Origin of the sequence: Paenibacillus lutimineralis (assembly GCF_003991425.1) — a bacterium.
In the GTDB taxonomy this organism is placed as follows: domain Bacteria; phylum Bacillota; class Bacilli; order Paenibacillales; family Paenibacillaceae; genus Fontibacillus; species Fontibacillus lutimineralis.
The window spans coordinates 4,113,869-4,128,887 of the sequence record NZ_CP034346.1 but is presented as its reverse complement, the minus strand read 5'-3'; the positions used below and the strand labels follow the sequence as shown (position 1 = coordinate 4,128,887).

The window sequence follows — 15,019 nt, the reverse complement described above, 5'->3', positions numbered from 1 at the left end:
TTCACTTAGAAATATTATGCCAAAAATATATTGTATAATGAAATTTCATTTCAGATTATAGCAGATGGATTATTTCTCTTCAATATGAATTTCAAATTTTATGGAAAAATAGACAAACCTGCATTTCTGCAGGTTGTCTACTTCGTCAAAGAGTGACGAGTTACAAATATAATTAATCGTTATGACTACCCATCACGACACTGACTCTATGAACAGCGCCATCTCCAGCAGGGGGGATGATATTTCCTTCAATAGACTGACCGTCTATAGAAATACTCTTCACACCTTTGGATACATGCTCAGGGTTGAGGATCTCGATCTCATAAGTGTCACCGCGGAACGCGCGAGTGATCTTGAAGCTGTCCCAGTCAGCAGGAATGCAAGGGTCGATCTTCAAGCCAGTGAAGTCAGCCTGAATCCCGAGAATCGCTTGTGTAATCGCCACGTAGTTCCAGGCAGCTGTACCTGTTAGCCAGGAGTTCTTCGCTTCACCGTGGCGGACGGCATCTTTGCCAGCGATCATTTGCGAATAGACATAAGGCTCGGTCCGATGTATATCGCTGATGTCCTCCAGATATGCCGGAGCGATCTTGGAATAGAGCTTGAAGGCCCGATCCCCGTGGCCCAGCACGGTCTCTGCGATCATAATCCATGGATTGTTATGGCAGAAAATACCGGCATTCTCCTTATAGCCAGGAGGATAGCTGGAGATTTCTCCAAGATTGATGTAGTACTTGGAATAAGGCGGCTGCTGCAACACGATACCATAATTCGTATCGAGTCGTTGTTCCACCGAACGTAGCGCCTTCTCCGCCTGACCGCCTTCAACACCAATTCTGGCCATGACGCACATGCCTTGCGGCTCGATAAAGATTTGGCCTTCCTCATTATCTTTGCTGCCGACTTTGTCGCCGTAGTGATCATAGGCACGCAGGAACCAGTCGCCATCAAACCCATGCTCCAGCGTAAAAGCGCGCATTGTGTCGATATGCTTCACGGCTTCAGTCGCTTCTTCAGTCAGACCACGACTGCGGCATAATTCCACGAAATCCGGACCTACGAATACGAATAGACCAGCGATAAAGACGGATTCCGCGACACGGCCTTCAATGTTGGCTGTTGTCTGGAATGATTCACCTGGTTCTTTGGAGAAGCAGTTCAGGTTAAGACAATCATTCCAGTCTGCGCGGCCAATGAGCGGCAATTGGTGCGGGCCAAGATTGTTAACGACATGATAGAAGGAGCGCTTTAAATGCTCGAACAACGTAGCCGTATTATCCGGATTGGAATCGAACGGCACTTGTTCATCGAGAATACTGAAATCGCCGGTCTCCTTAATATAAGCAGATGTTCCTGAGATCAACCAGAGCGGGTCGTCATTAAATCCGCTGCCGATCTCATTGTTGCCTTTCTTGGTCAGCGGCTGATACTGGTGATAGGCACTGCCATCTTCGAACTGAGTCGCGACGATATCAAGAATCCGTTCTCTGGCTCTCTCCGGAATCTGGTGCACGAAGCCAAGCAGATCCTGGTTCGAGTCACGGAAGCCCATGCCGCGGCCTATGCCAGATTCAAAGTAAGATGCGGACCTTGACATATTGAAAGTCACCATACATTGATACGGGTTCCAAATGTTGACCATCCGATTCAGCTTATCATCATGGCTCTCGATTTGGTACTTGCTGAGCAGCCCATCCCAGTATGCAGCCAGATCATCCATCGCCTGATCGACAGCGGCATTGGTAGAGAATTGGGTGATCATGGCCTCAGCTGGCTTCTTGTTAATCACACTCGGGGCTTCCCATTTCTCATCTTCAGGAACCTCAACATAGCCAAGAATGAAGATCAGGCTCTGCTCTTCGCCGGCAGCTAGCGTCAGCTTGATTTGATGGGAGCCGACCGGAGACCAGCCGCTTGCTATCGAGTTATTCGATTTACCTGCGATAACTGCTTGTGGTTCATGAAGCCCATTGTACAGGCCGACAAACGATTCGCGGTCCGTATCGAAGCCATCGATACTGCGATTGACTGAGTAGAAAGCATAGTGGTCGCGGCGTTCGCGATATTCTGTCTTGTGGTAAATAACGGAATCCTTCACCTCGACTTCACCCGTACTGAAATTGCGCTGGAAGTTCGTCATATCATCCTGTGCATTCCAGAGACAGAATTCGGCAAAAGAGAAGAGGGAGACGGTCTTGGTACTATCGCTGGTGTTGCTGACAGTCAAGCGATGAACCTCGCCGTTATATCCGAGCGGCACGAAAGCAAGTTGATTGACGGAGATGCCGCCGCGTTCACCCGTGATCGACGTATAGCCAAGACCATGACGGCATTCGTAGAAATCTAGCTCCCGCTTGACCGGCATCCACCCAGGCGTCCAAAAGTCCTCATTGTCATGATCACGTAGATAGTAGTAACGTCCGCCAATATCGACAGGGACGTTATTATAGCGATAACGTGTAATTCTGCGCAGACGGGCATCGCGATAGAATGTATAGCCTCCAGCCGTATTGGAGATAAGCCCGAAGAACTGCTCATTGCCCAAGTAGTTAATCCATGGGTAAGGGGTTTGCGGCGTGTTGATTACGTATTCTTTGCGGGTATCGTCGAAATGTCCAAATTTCATAACAATGCTCTCCCTTCAATGTGTGAACGCGCGTTAATAACACATAAAAAATATCTTCCTCTTCATTGCAAGATGCCTATTGTCTTCAATAGGGAAGAGGAAGAAGTCCGCATAAACAACGAACTAGCCCTTTTTATCTAGCGGTAAGCTTGCAGGAATCCCGAATGACGAGCCTGGTCGGAAAGCTTACATTGCTGAAGCCAGCTTCTTCGTTATTGCAGAGTCCGATGACCTTCTCCACGGCACTTTTAGCCATATCATCGATAGGCAGCCGGACTGAGGTCAGCTTAGGACTAATCGTGGAAGCGAGTTGCGTGTCGTCGAAACCGATGATCGAGATATCGTTGGGAACATGAATCCCATGTTTTGCGAACGCTTCCATAGCGGCGATGGCCATATCATCATTGGAACAGAACAGTGCGGTTGGCAGTTTGCCACGCTTGATGAGTTTCTCGGTTTCAGCATAAGCAGTTTCCTTCAGAAATTCGCCTTCGAGAACGTAATCCTGCCGTAGTGTTAGGCCATGGTTGAGCAGTGTACTCTCAAACGCTGTATAGCGCTCCCGTCCCGAGAAGGTACTCATCCTTCCTTTGAGGATTCCAATCTCTTGGTGTCCCAGGCCAATAAGATACTCGATCGCTTCGGCTGTCCCCTCATAGTCCATCGAGTTAATAATCGCCAAATGGTTCTTGTTCAACCGTTCAGCTATAATCTCTGAGACGTCATAGTCAATCAGAACAAGGGGGGAGTCTTGACTTACCAGCTCGCGCACAAGCTCGATATCCTTCTGGGTTCCTACCAGGATCCCGCCGTCAATACGCTTTTGCAAGAAGGCCTGCTTGATCTTTTGGAAGTCCCCAGGTGAGTATACCGTATGAATGAGTACGTAGAAGCCGCGTGCGTTGGCGGTATCGACAACCAGATCGACAATCGGAGCAAAATAACTATTCTGATAAATGCGGGTTGCATTCTCCTTCTCGTTCATACTGATCGCAAACAGTCCAATGGTGTCCGTCCGTTTACCGGCTAGCGCGCGGGCGAAGCTATTAGGCTCATATTGATACTGCTCAATCACTCTGAGTACCTTGGCTTTGGTTGTTTCTGGAACGTTGGGATAGTTGTTGATCACCCGTGATACAGTACTGCGGGAAACCCCAGCTAATTTAGCGATATCTTCGCTGCGCATTAGTGATCCCTACTTTCTATAAACGCGCGTTTATACCATTATTTTAGTTGAAGAATGGCTGCAAATCAATCTCGTATTTTACCTTAGCATAAAAATATCCCGAAGTCGGAAATTTTTGTGACTTCGGGATATTAGCAAGTAATTATTTAGTTGAAGATTCCTGTAAATAACGCTCTATGAAATGAATCGCTTTATCATGATTTTCCGACCCTCCCCGGAGACCTACGATCATCTGCAGTTTGCCGAGCGGAAGTTGGTCGGCAAGCTTGCTTTGTGTAATGTCAATCGCATACACATGGTCCTCGGTATCTTCCTCACCACGGCCGATAATTTTGTTATTTTCATTTAATAACGGTTTTAGAATGCCGTTAGCCTCTTCATCCAGCTTTTCTAGAACACCGCTGCCGCCGATCCAGTCATAGGAGGCCTGATCGAGAATGTAGATATCTGGCTTCTCCGTAGCCAGAATAGCCATCGCTTTTTGCTGGTAAGCCAGATCTGCTCCGCCCATAGCCTGATCGGATGGAGGCAAGTAAGTCATCGTCAGCTTAAGACGCTTCCATTCCGGGAATTGCTCCAGCATAGCCTGTTCCAGACCTTCATCGCCGCCGTTATCCATATCACTCATAAAGTTGCCAAGATACATGATCGACAGGTCGATCGGAGGCAGCGCAGCCAGGCGTTTCTGCTCCTGACGATGGTTGACAAAGGTGACAGTGGCAACTGTAAGAACAATGACAGCTATAATTCCAACGATAACATGGGTTCTGTAGATCCGGAAGAATTCTTCGACCTTCTCTGCAGTTCCGGCAAATCTGCCCCATTTCTGATATCGTTCGCGACTCTTCTCCTCAATCTTCTGGCGGTCATCTGCACCGGTAATCAGCTTATAAGCCTTCAATTTCATCTCGAAGTCTTGCTCAGCAGATTTGGAACGCGATTTCTTTAATTCGATATCAAAGACCCGCTCAACTTCTTCCCGTGAGGCATTTTCGGGGAGACCCAGCAATTCATAGGCTTTCTTCAAATCACTCATGATTATCTCCTCTAATTATGAACTATGATTATGTAAATACGAGATTAACTCTATTAATTATTATACTGTGAATTGTGCATGAATGGAAATGCCGGTCATAATTTATTCATTCCCCATCGATAGAAGAGCCAGGGGTCTATTATCCATAAGACCCCCGGCGTATGCAAAATAATGATGAAATTATGATCTAAGAAACTCTGCGCATCGACAGCAAATGCTCTTTCCAGTATCCACTATCGACGGAGCTGATCTGCACACCGGGATCTCCCCATGTGTGAATCATCTCGCCATTGCCAATATATATACCCACATGTCCGACGATTTTATCATTCGCGAATCGCCCAGGTACGCTGAAGAAGATAAGATCGCCCTTCTGTAATTCGTTGCGAGTGACAGACATGCCGAGCTGAGCTTGGTCTCTGGCTAACCTTGGCAATGATTCACCAAATTGCTTGAATATGTGCTGAGTGAAGGAGGAGCAGTCGAATTTCTTCGATTGTTCATAGGGCTTCGCCCCAAATTCATAAGGAACCCCCATAAATTTCTTGGCATATGTGACGAGTTCATCTCTGTTTCCGTTGACGCTAAAAATATTAAAACGGTTTATTTTCTGTGACTCTCCCGTACCCGTTGAACGAGGGACCGGAGTGACGCTGCTTAAAGGTCCGAGCCTGACGTGACGACCATCTCGCCCATCGGTCTGTACCTTTGTTCCAAGCAGCTTGGATAGTGAATTTGCCGTAACGTAAATATTCCCGTTCTGGCGTATAGGCGCATCAGGGAGGATGATCTCTTTACCGTAAGAGAGGGCCTTAGAGTGATCTGGCATCAGTTCATACATGGCATCCGTATATCCAAGCTTGACCTTTCCATCCTTCTCCTTGATACGCAGGCCAAGATCCTTGGCAACGGATTGCAGTGGGATCCAATTGATTCCGTTCGTATCCTTGACCAGATCGGCCCGAATCAGATGTTCATGGGTAGCTTGGTTCGGCACAGAGGAGACCTTAGGTCCCACAGGCTGTCTAGAGCAGCCTATACAGGCAGTAAGCAGAAGCAATGCCACTGCACAGAGAAGAGCTTTTTGACTTGCAGGTCTGATCATTAGCTGTGTAACACTCCATTTCTGATAGTATTGTTTGTAACAGAACCGTCATTAGAGCAAGGTGATATTTCTGTCATTTGAAGTATGTAATTATTAGTGACTTTTATGCGCATTGAGGGTGACTTTTATGGTCCGATTCTGTATAATCCTTACCAAGTCAGACAAGTTGGCAGGGAAGGGAGATTTCGTATAAATGATGAATAATCAAGCCTTTAAAGGGGAATTTCATGGAGAGCCTGCAGTATGGCTTAGATATGGCAACTATGAAGCGGCTGTATTGCCGGAAATCGGCGGCAACTTAATTGCTTTTCGAGATTTAGAAAACGGTTACCGTTTCTTGCGCGAGCCTGAGGAAGCTCAGATGGGGGAGTTCAAGAGCAATCCGGGTGTTCACGGAATTCCGGTGCTCTATCCACCGAATCGCTATGAGGATGGCAAGTTTCCTTGGAAAGGGAAGGTACACCAGCTTCCAATCAATGAGCCGGCAACAGGCAATCATCTGCATGGATATTTACATACTAGCGCTTGGGAAGTTGTGGACCTGGGTCAGACCTCCGAGGAGAGCTACGTTGTTGTTAAGGCAACGATCGATGAACAGCATATGATGTATCAATATTTGCCGTTTAAATTTACGGTGAAACTGAGATATTCTTTGAGTGGGGAAGGGCTGTCGCAGCAGTTGTTTGTAAAGAATAACGGGGAGACGGAGATGCCTTGTCTGTTCGCCTTCCATACTGCCGTGAACGCGCCATTTGCGCCGGACAGCACCGAGGATGATTGCTATTTGCAGCTGACGATTGGAGAGCGCTGGGAACTGAATGAACGTCAATTGCCAACCGGCAATTATCAGGCACTCTCAGAAGGCGAGCTGAAGATGAAGAGCAGCGGCGTATCGCCTTTTTTCACGTCCATGGATAACCACTACACAGCTGTGCCGCAAAACGGAAGGAACCGGATGGAACTTACCGATACGAAGCTGGGTGCTACGCTGGTATATGATGTAGGCGCATCCTATAAGCAATGGATGATTTGGAATAATGGAGCCTCTGGCAAGTTCTTTTGTCCTGAACCGCAGATCAATCTGGTGAACGCTCCGAATATGGATCTTCCTGCTGATGAAGTCGGTCTGTTCAGTCTGGCCCCAGGTGAGATTTGGGAAGAGACGGCAAGAATCTATTTGAAGGCTGCTGACATATAAGTACTTTATTATTGGCAATATTAGCGGCAAAATAACAAACAGCCGGAGCGTCATTGCGACGCCTTCCGGCTGTTTGTTATTTTGCGCTTCGCTTCTCGGTGCCTTAGAACAAGATTCACTATCCAACCCGATGGATCTGGTCGATTTGGGCGTCTCTGTTGTGAGGAAGCAAGCGCCGGATTTGTTCCAAATTCCTGCGTGGAACAGTGATGGTCTTAATTCCATGGATTTCATCCCGGAATAAGAGCATGTTGTCCCGAATTTCAGAAATTTTAAACAGGTTCACATAGCAGTTCGTACTAATCCGATAAAATGAAGTATCCGAGATCATTGTTGAGGTTTGCTCGGCAGAGAGTCTCTTTTTTATACTGTAATTTCTGCCATGAAAACAAACTAAGCCATGACCTCCAATTTTGAAGAAATACGTGTCATGTGGATCAAGATCCTCATAAACATCCCGTTCCTCTAGTCCGACAGTCATCATTCTAAAACCCCCTTCAGAAGATGTTGTGGAAGCGCTTACAGTATATCATATTATAAGAATTTTGAACAGGGGATTTTTTGCTTTTATACGATTTTAGCTCTAATTTTTTTGGGTTTCATCCTAATGAAGTTGCAACGATATGAACATTGAAAGTGGACTTATTGAGCGATCTTGGAGCAAACCGGGAATAGGGCTGGACTTTTTGACAAAAGTGAGAAAAAATAAGAAGACGTATGTGATGACGTTATTGATTGAAGAAGGAGTGTATCTTATGTCAGAGAAATTAATGTTATTCGTCGGTTCTTATGCCGAGTCAACCGACCCTGGAATATATATGTATGAGCTGGATTTGGCCACTGGGGAGATGAAGTGTCTGGACAGTGCGGCTGGATTGAAGAATCCGACCTTTGTAAGTGTGGACAAGCAAGGGAAAAAGCTCTATGCGATTGCTGAGACGAAGAATGAGAATGAAGAGAGAATAGGGGAAGTGGTCTCTTACTCCATTGATCCAATGCAGGGCAAGCTGACAGAGCTTAATCGTGGATTTACGATCCAGCCATCCAGTTCTCATATTCAGATCGATCATAGAAGCAGCTATTTGGCTGTATCAGGCTATCATGGTGGTAATGTAGGCTTGGTCAAAATAGCAGCGGATGGCACAGTGGACGGATTGTCCGATGTACAGCAGCATACAGGTCATGGAGCAGATCCAGAACGGCAGGATCGTCCGCATCCGCATTCCGTTCAATTCAGCCCGAATAATCGCTTTGCACTGGTTGCCGACCTGGGACTTGATCGAATTAAAGTATATGAGCTAGATCAAGCGCAAGACAAGCTGGTGTACCGAAGTGAAGCCATGATGCAGCCCGCTAGTGGTCCGCGTCATATGGCGTTCCATCCGATTGGGAAGTGGCTTTATTCTATTAATGAGGTAGGATCCTCTCTCACGGTGTTTAACTTTGAGGCGGAGAGCGGAAGCTTAACTGAACTGGAGACAGTATCGACATTGCCAGCCGACTTCCAAGGAGAGAATACGACGGCTGAAGTAGCAATTTCACAGGATGGCCGCTTCTTGTATGGTTCTAACCGCGGTCATGACAGCATCGTTCAATTTGCTATTGATGCGGAGAGCGGGAAGCTAACGTTGGTTGAATTCGTCTCCTCAGAGGGAGGACATCCACGTCACTTTGCTATTACGCCAGACGGCGAGCATTTGCTTGCCGCTAATCGTGATTCTAACAATCTGGTTCTGTTCAGAATCGATCGAAGCAGCGGCAAGCTCTCGTTCACCGGGCATACGGCTGAAGTATCCAAGCCCGTCTGCGTAAAACCAGTCCACTTTTGATAAGAAAACCGATCGAAGTCATTCAAAGATGAGCGACCGCGATCCAGAGGTAGGTTTTCTTGCGATATAGAATTTCATCAGCTACGCTGATAACGAATAAATTCTATATCTAACACGCGGTTCACTGAAAGTTTATTCGGCATCGAATTTTGAATTCAGCAGGGCCTAAGCAGATGCTTACGAAGTGAAGTTTCCTCTTGAAACATCTCAGGTGCTCACGTACCCACTACAAGCATTTGCTTCCGAGGTCGTTTTCTACGAAAACGTGTAGCTCCGCTCCTCAGGCCCTAGCTTCATCCAACCTTCTCGGTGTTGAAAAGCGGACATTTTGAACACTTATTTTATATACTTATTCCGTAAATAAACCGGAATTACGCATTCCTTCCCACAGCTGTTGGAATTGTGGAATGTCAAGCTGCTGAGCGGCATCGGACAGAGCGGTTTGCGGATCGGGGTGTACCTCGACCATGATACCGTCTGCACCGGCCGCTAGTGCTGCTTTGGCGCATGGAAGCAGAATATCCTTACGTCCTGTGGAGTGAGTTACATCGACGAGCACCGGCAGGTGAGTCTCTTGCTTAAGAAGCGGAACAGCGGAAATGTCCAGGGTGTTGCGAGTCCATTTCTCGTAAGTACGGATACCGCGCTCAATCAGCATAACCTGGGTGTTGCCCTTAACAACGATATATTCGGCTGCATGTACGAATTCTTCCAGCGTGGCCGCGATACCTCTTTTGAGCAGAACCGGGATTTTAGCTTCGCCAGCTGCCTTCAGCAGTTCGAAGTTTTGCATATTGCGGGCGCCGATCTGAATCACGTCGATGTATTGTTCAGCGAGCTCGATGTGTCCAGGATGAACAATTTCGCTGATCGTCGCCAGACCGAACTCATCGGCAACCTCTTTCAGCATCTTCAAGCCTTCAACGCCTAAGCCTTGGAAGTCGTAAGGGGAAGTTCTTGGTTTAAACGCGCCGCCCCGCATCACTTTGATGCCAGCTTCTTTTAATGCTGCGGCAACAGTACGCAATTGCTCGTAAGATTCTACGGAGCAAGGACCGGCGATCATCACCTGTGCTGAGCCGCCGATCAGATTGCCTTTAACATCGATAATGGTGTTCTCGGGCTGTTTCTTACGGCTGACAAGCAATTGGCGCTTGTGGTCTTCCTCTTGTAAATTCAGAGAAGCTTTGAATATTTCCTTGAAAATATGCTTGATCGAAGCATCTCTAAAAGGTCCAGGGTTAAGAGCGGTTAGTTCGTCTAGCATTTTTCTTTCGCGTACCGGATCGAATTTAGGCACGCCTTGTTTCTCCTTGATCTCTCCAATGGCTTGAACGACTTCCGCACGTTCGTTGAGCAATCTCAACAGTTCCTTGTTGACAGTATCCAGTTTAGTGCGCAATTCCTCTAAATTAGCGTTCATTTCCAACACTCCTCATTTTCTTATTATTAAAATTTGTTTTTTTACTTGCGAGTACTCTGATGAGCTATTGAAACACTTCTCTAAACAAAAAAAGGCAGTCCATCAAGGGACGGATTTCTCCGCGGTACCACCCTTGTTAGACAACCTTCTTGTTTCTCAGCTCTAGACACAGATAACGGTGTGCGACCGGAATTCCCTACCTGCCATTGCGGCGCTCAGGAACCAACTCCGGAGTGAACTTCAGCAGCGCGGCTCCCGCGGGGTGCTCTCAATCTTCGGCACCGCCGTCCCTGTCAGGACGCATCCACTTACTTTTCTCCATCATTGTCATGGTTAACAATATTTTCAAAAGTTATTTACGAAATTATATGCCGGAGATTATAAAATGGCAAGTCTTCACGGAGATGCGTTATAACTTTAATGTGATAATGTGCTATACTAACAATATGTAAAATTACAGCTTGGTTCTTGCTTTGTAGCAGGCGCTAGCTTAAGATAAATCTATATTTTGCTTTAGTCCATTGATGAAGGAGCAGGTCGCTTATAATGACATTCTTTAAAGAGTTGTTTCAAATGCCTGGATTCCGCAGGGTACTGGCACTGCTGGTCGCCATTTTCGTGCTCTACGTATCCCGCAGTATGCTTAACATGATTCTAATTACCTTTATTCTCACCTATTTGATTAATCGCCTGCATCGGTTCATAACGAAACATGTGGACAAATTGTTCAAGATTAATCGAAAAATAACCGTATTATTAATATACGTGCTAATGGTCGGCGGGCTGGCAACTACGATCTATTATTACTTGCCTGTCTTTGTTGAGGAGCTTACCGATCTTGTCAATCAGGTGCTTTCTTTTTACAGTAACCCTCCAACTAATCTACCGGACAATATTATTCTTAATTTCCTGGTGGAATCGATCCAGGACATCGACATTACGAAGTATCTCGGTCAGGGCTTTGACTTCCTGCTCAAGACCGCTACGGATATCGGCCAATGGAGCCTGAATTTGTTCATCGCGATCATCTTAAGCTTGTTCTTCCTGCTTGAAAAAGAAAAGGTGACGAATTTTACGTCCAAATTCAAAGAGAGTCGCTTGTCTGGACTTTTCGTGGAATTGGAGTTTTTCGGGAAGAAGTTTGTTCATTCCTTCGGTAAAGTTATTGAAGTGCAATTTCTGATTGCGTTAGTTAACTCACTGATTTCTACAATATTTCTATGGATTTTCGGTTTCCCGAATTTGTTCGCCCTCGGCATTATGATCTTCTTGCTCGGTCTTATTCCGGTCTTGGGGGTTATTATTTCTTTGATTCCGCTATGTGCGATTGCCTTCAAAATTGGCGGACTGGTCAAGATCATATATGTACTGATCATGATTGCTATCGTACATGCGGCGGAGACTTATGTATTGAATCCGAAGTTTATGTCCAATAAGACGCATTTACCGATTTTCTACACATTTTTAATTCTGCTTGTATCCGAGCACTTCTTTGGAGTCTGGGGACTCATCGTTGGTGTACCGGTCTTCATGTTCTTGCTGGATGTGTTGGAGGTTCCTGTAGAGGATATTTCGCCGAAGAGGCTCAGAAGCAAGGTTGCCAAGACAGAATAAATAAGAAATGAAATACAGCATTATAAAAGGAGTGCCGATGAGAAGATCGACACTCCTTTTTTTTGCTTAAGCCTGTGGCGGTATCCAGTTAATTTTGTTATTCTGATAATCTGTAGTTGGCTGGCTGCGAGGCTTATCTTTCCAAGTACGGTTTACGGCCTTCTTCAATCGTTCTGGAAGACCGGCTTTCAGTTTATCCGCTTTAGCCTGATCTATCTTGCCTTGTGCAAGGGCCTGATCGATATGAAGCGTCGCGGATTCCGTCAGTTTCTTGATGAATTCCTGTTCATTCCAGCCTTTGTTCGCCTGGGCAATTTGGAGCAATGTCTTGCCCTGCTTTAATTGTTGGACAAGGCTTTTAGGCTCTATACCAAGCAGTTTGGCGGAGTCGCCAAGAATATGTCCGCCATGGCAGCCGTGGCGATGGCCATGCTTGCCGTGATCCTGCGAGTTCTGCGTCGTACTCGGTTCGGCCGTGCCTTCCGCGGATGCAGCGGATGCCGGAGGTACAGAAGCGCTGAATAACAGCAGCATGCTTGTCAGTCCGCTTAACACTAAGGTAAGCAGTTGTTTCATAGACTTTTCTCATCCCTTCGTATAGAATATTTTGGGCCTTACTATTGTTCAGTCTTGACAAAAAATCTGAATGATATCTGAAGGAAAGCTTAATATCAGCTAAAAAATTGCCGCAAACTAAATAACAACGATGAAATTTGTCGAATTAAACGTTTATGATGAAAGAAGATACTGCAATCGTTGGGAGGAATGTAAATGACATTTGGCGCAAGAATGCTCAAGACAGGACTTGCAGTCACGCTCGCGCTATACGCTGTAATGTGGCTGAATTTATCTCCGCCTTTGATGGCTGGGATCGCGGCTATTTTTGCGATGCAGCCGTCGATTTACCGCTCCTGGCGGTATCTAATCGATCAACTGCAGACGAACGTGCTCGGCGCAGTATTAGCGATGCTGGGTGGGATGCTGTTCTCCAATGAACCGATTGCGGTTGGGCTCGTATGTATTATCGTGATCATGATCTGTCTCAAGCTGAAAATGGGTGAGACCATCGGTGTTACCTTGGTAACAGTAATATCCGTGATGGAGGCCTCGGGACAATGGGTGTTTGCACTTAATCGTCTGTCGCTCAGCTTGATTGGTATCTTATCGGCTTTTATTATCAATATCATTATTATTCCGCCGAAGCCTCAGGTCCAATATGAAGGGCTGATTAGGAAGGCATTCGAACAGCTCTCTCTACTGCTTCGAACAGCGGTCTCGGATGAGATCAAGGAGACTGTGATTCATCAGGAGAAGCGCTCCCTAGAGGATGCGATCAACTCACTGAGCGAGAAATATAAGCTGATGGAAGAAGACCAGAAGAGGCTGCGAAAGCCCAAATTTAGTGAGAGTCGACAAATGGTTATTTACAAGCAAATGCTGAGGACACTCCATAAAGGTTATGAAGTGCTGGATGCGATTGAGCAGCATTACTTCCAGGCTGTTCGCTCTGCCGAGTTGAACAAGGCGTTCGATGCACACCTGGAGCAAATGATTAAATTCCATGAGCATATCATGCTGAAGTTTGATAACAAATTGAAGCCTAATGCGCTGGAAGCGAAGGAATTCGCTGAGAATAACGATCGATTCCTATCAGAGATGTTAGAGAGATATGCGGAGCGAATTGATGGGGCACTGCGGTTATCGATTGTATCTGCCGAAATTTACGAATATGGTTACCAATTGGAGAGGCTGAACCGTCTTGCCGATCATTCTGGTTCCCCTGAGGTTCAAGGGGAAGAGTAGCCAACTTATTTAAGCTTACCCTCTAGTTATTCGCATAATTGCGAACTAGGGGGTGTTTTTTTTAGTCAAATATGTTTTTCTTCAGTCAAAATAAGCGCTTACATTAGAGGATCACCAAATCTATAATATCCAATCAATATGGTCATACGAACTTAATATCATAGGCTTTCTTATGTTTACACTTTAGCTAGTTGGATATTTAATCTTGTACAGAGAAGTAGAATATTGGAAAGGTGGGGTGATATGGGTTTTATAAGACGAAGACCAATCGTGATTATTTGGTTTACCGCTGTATTTCTAATACTTCTTGCAATCTTGATGATGATTTTAACGAACAAAAAAGATGTATTGCCAGAAAATTGGTTGTTTACGGTGGATGGATACGCTGTGACAGATGAAGAATTTCAATTTTATATCAACGAACAGAGGGCTGTAACTGCAGATTATTTCTACAGAAGCTATGGTGCCGAAGTAGACGAAGGCTTCTGGGGACGTCAATACGGCGAAAATAACGAAACGCCATCTGAGCACGCCAAAAAAGCTGCAATGACCGCATTAATAAGGACCAAAGAGGAGCAAATTATAGCTGACGAACGGAATATTGCCCAGTACAAAAGTTTCGATGAACTGAAGTCCGACATGGAAGACGAAAACAAAAAGCGGGCTGGCATGGAAGACACAGAGGAGACATACTACGGTTTGCCTGAATTTGATCAATACCAATACATGCAATATTTAAGCAGCGCCCGTTGGCCGGATTTGGTTGAAACCCAGGTCAAAAAAACAAAAATGAGCGATACTGGGTTGCAAGATGAATATGCTTCAAGGAGCAGAGAATATGTTCACACAGCAGATGAATTAACGGTCATGTTCGCAACTAATGGACAGGCCATGGAGCAGAAAACATTAAATCGATTGGATATATCCAAAGAGGATATTGAATCTCTTAGTTTCTGGGAGTCATTGGCGGCGGTTTCTGTAGGTGAGACGGTAACCGGTAAATATATGGGCGAGGATGCCATTGCCACTTTGCTCACAAAGCCGGAAATAACCATGCTTACACCAGAAGAAGTGAAAGACTCCATGATTTACGGACGGGCAGAATCTGACTTGCGAACGCTAATTGCAACAAGAGCTGATAAGGCAAAGATCGTGTATAACGGCAATCATTTCAGAGAATTTGCTATGAAATAGAATCC

The 15,019-nt window shown here is 45.9% G+C and carries 12 protein-coding genes; 5 read left to right on the top strand and 7 right to left on the bottom strand.

The genetic code is table 11. The features are described 5' to 3' along the window. Positions 1-172 precede the first annotated feature (172 nt). The 4 genes from EI981_RS18200 to EI981_RS18185 all read right to left on the bottom strand — a co-directional run bounded on the left by EI981_RS18200 (position 173) and on the right by EI981_RS18185 (position 5,953). Positions 173-2,626 (bottom strand): glycoside hydrolase family 94 protein, encoded by a 2,454-nt coding sequence (locus tag EI981_RS18200; RefSeq protein WP_127000537.1) that lies wholly within the window; start codon positions 2,624-2,626, stop codon positions 173-175. A 133-nt stretch (positions 2,627-2,759) separates the two neighbouring features. After that, positions 2,760-3,812: a LacI family DNA-binding transcriptional regulator gene (locus EI981_RS18195; RefSeq protein WP_127000535.1), complete on the bottom strand. Its 1,053-nt coding sequence runs from the start codon at positions 3,810-3,812 to the stop codon at positions 2,760-2,762. A 142-nt stretch (positions 3,813-3,954) separates the two neighbouring features. Continuing rightward, on the bottom strand, positions 3,955-4,848 hold the full coding sequence (locus tag EI981_RS18190; protein ID WP_127000533.1) for a molecular chaperone DnaJ: 894 nt from the start codon (positions 4,846-4,848) through the stop codon (positions 3,955-3,957). A 187-nt stretch (positions 4,849-5,035) separates the two neighbouring features. Next, the gene (locus EI981_RS18185) at positions 5,036-5,953 is read right to left on the bottom strand and encodes a C40 family peptidase (RefSeq protein WP_127000531.1); all 918 of its coding nucleotides are present in this window, start codon (positions 5,951-5,953) and stop codon (positions 5,036-5,038) included. Positions 5,954-6,149: 196 nt separating this feature from the next. Between EI981_RS18185 and EI981_RS18180 the strand changes: the two genes are divergently transcribed. After that, a complete protein-coding gene (locus EI981_RS18180) occupies positions 6,150-7,151 on the top strand; it encodes an aldose 1-epimerase (RefSeq protein ID WP_127004815.1) in 1,002 nt (333 codons plus the stop codon). Positions 7,152-7,269: 118 nt separating this feature from the next. Here the strand turns inward: EI981_RS18180 and EI981_RS18175 are convergent, their stop codons facing one another. Beyond that, the gene (locus EI981_RS18175; RefSeq protein ID WP_127000529.1) at positions 7,270-7,635 is read right to left on the bottom strand and encodes a LytTR family transcriptional regulator DNA-binding domain-containing protein; all 366 of its coding nucleotides are present in this window, start codon (positions 7,633-7,635) and stop codon (positions 7,270-7,272) included. A gap of 271 nt (positions 7,636-7,906) precedes the next feature. On the opposite strand from EI981_RS18175, the gene EI981_RS18170 reads away from it, so the two are divergent. Beyond that, on the top strand, positions 7,907-8,980 hold the full coding sequence (locus tag EI981_RS18170; RefSeq protein ID WP_127000527.1) for a lactonase family protein: 1,074 nt from the start codon (positions 7,907-7,909) through the stop codon (positions 8,978-8,980). Positions 8,981-9,329: 349 nt separating this feature from the next. On the opposite strand, the gene EI981_RS18165 is transcribed toward EI981_RS18170, so the two are convergent. Continuing rightward, positions 9,330-10,403 carry a bifunctional 3-deoxy-7-phosphoheptulonate synthase/chorismate mutase gene (locus EI981_RS18165; protein WP_127000525.1) on the bottom strand — a complete coding sequence of 358 codons (1,074 nt, stop codon included), beginning with the start codon at positions 10,401-10,403 and terminating at the stop codon, positions 9,330-9,332. 546 nt (positions 10,404-10,949) lie between these two features. On the opposite strand from EI981_RS18165, the gene EI981_RS18160 reads away from it, so the two are divergent. Next, complete coding sequence (locus EI981_RS18160; RefSeq protein ID WP_127000523.1) at positions 10,950-12,017, top strand: AI-2E family transporter; 1,068 nt, start codon at positions 10,950-10,952, stop codon at positions 12,015-12,017. A 66-nt stretch (positions 12,018-12,083) separates the two neighbouring features. Here the strand turns inward: EI981_RS18160 and EI981_RS18155 are convergent, their stop codons facing one another. Beyond that, positions 12,084-12,593: a hypothetical protein gene (locus tag EI981_RS18155; RefSeq protein ID WP_127000521.1), complete on the bottom strand. Its 510-nt coding sequence runs from the start codon at positions 12,591-12,593 to the stop codon at positions 12,084-12,086. 195 nt (positions 12,594-12,788) lie between these two features. Here EI981_RS18155 and EI981_RS18150 point away from each other — a divergent pair, with 195 nt between their 5' ends. Then, positions 12,789-13,820 carry an FUSC family protein gene (locus tag EI981_RS18150; protein ID WP_127000519.1) on the top strand — a complete coding sequence of 344 codons (1,032 nt, stop codon included), beginning with the start codon at positions 12,789-12,791 and terminating at the stop codon, positions 13,818-13,820. 243 nt (positions 13,821-14,063) lie between these two features. Further along, a complete protein-coding gene (locus tag EI981_RS18145; protein ID WP_127000517.1) occupies positions 14,064-15,014 on the top strand; it encodes a hypothetical protein in 951 nt (316 codons plus the stop codon). The last annotated feature ends 5 nt before the right edge of the window (positions 15,015-15,019 follow it).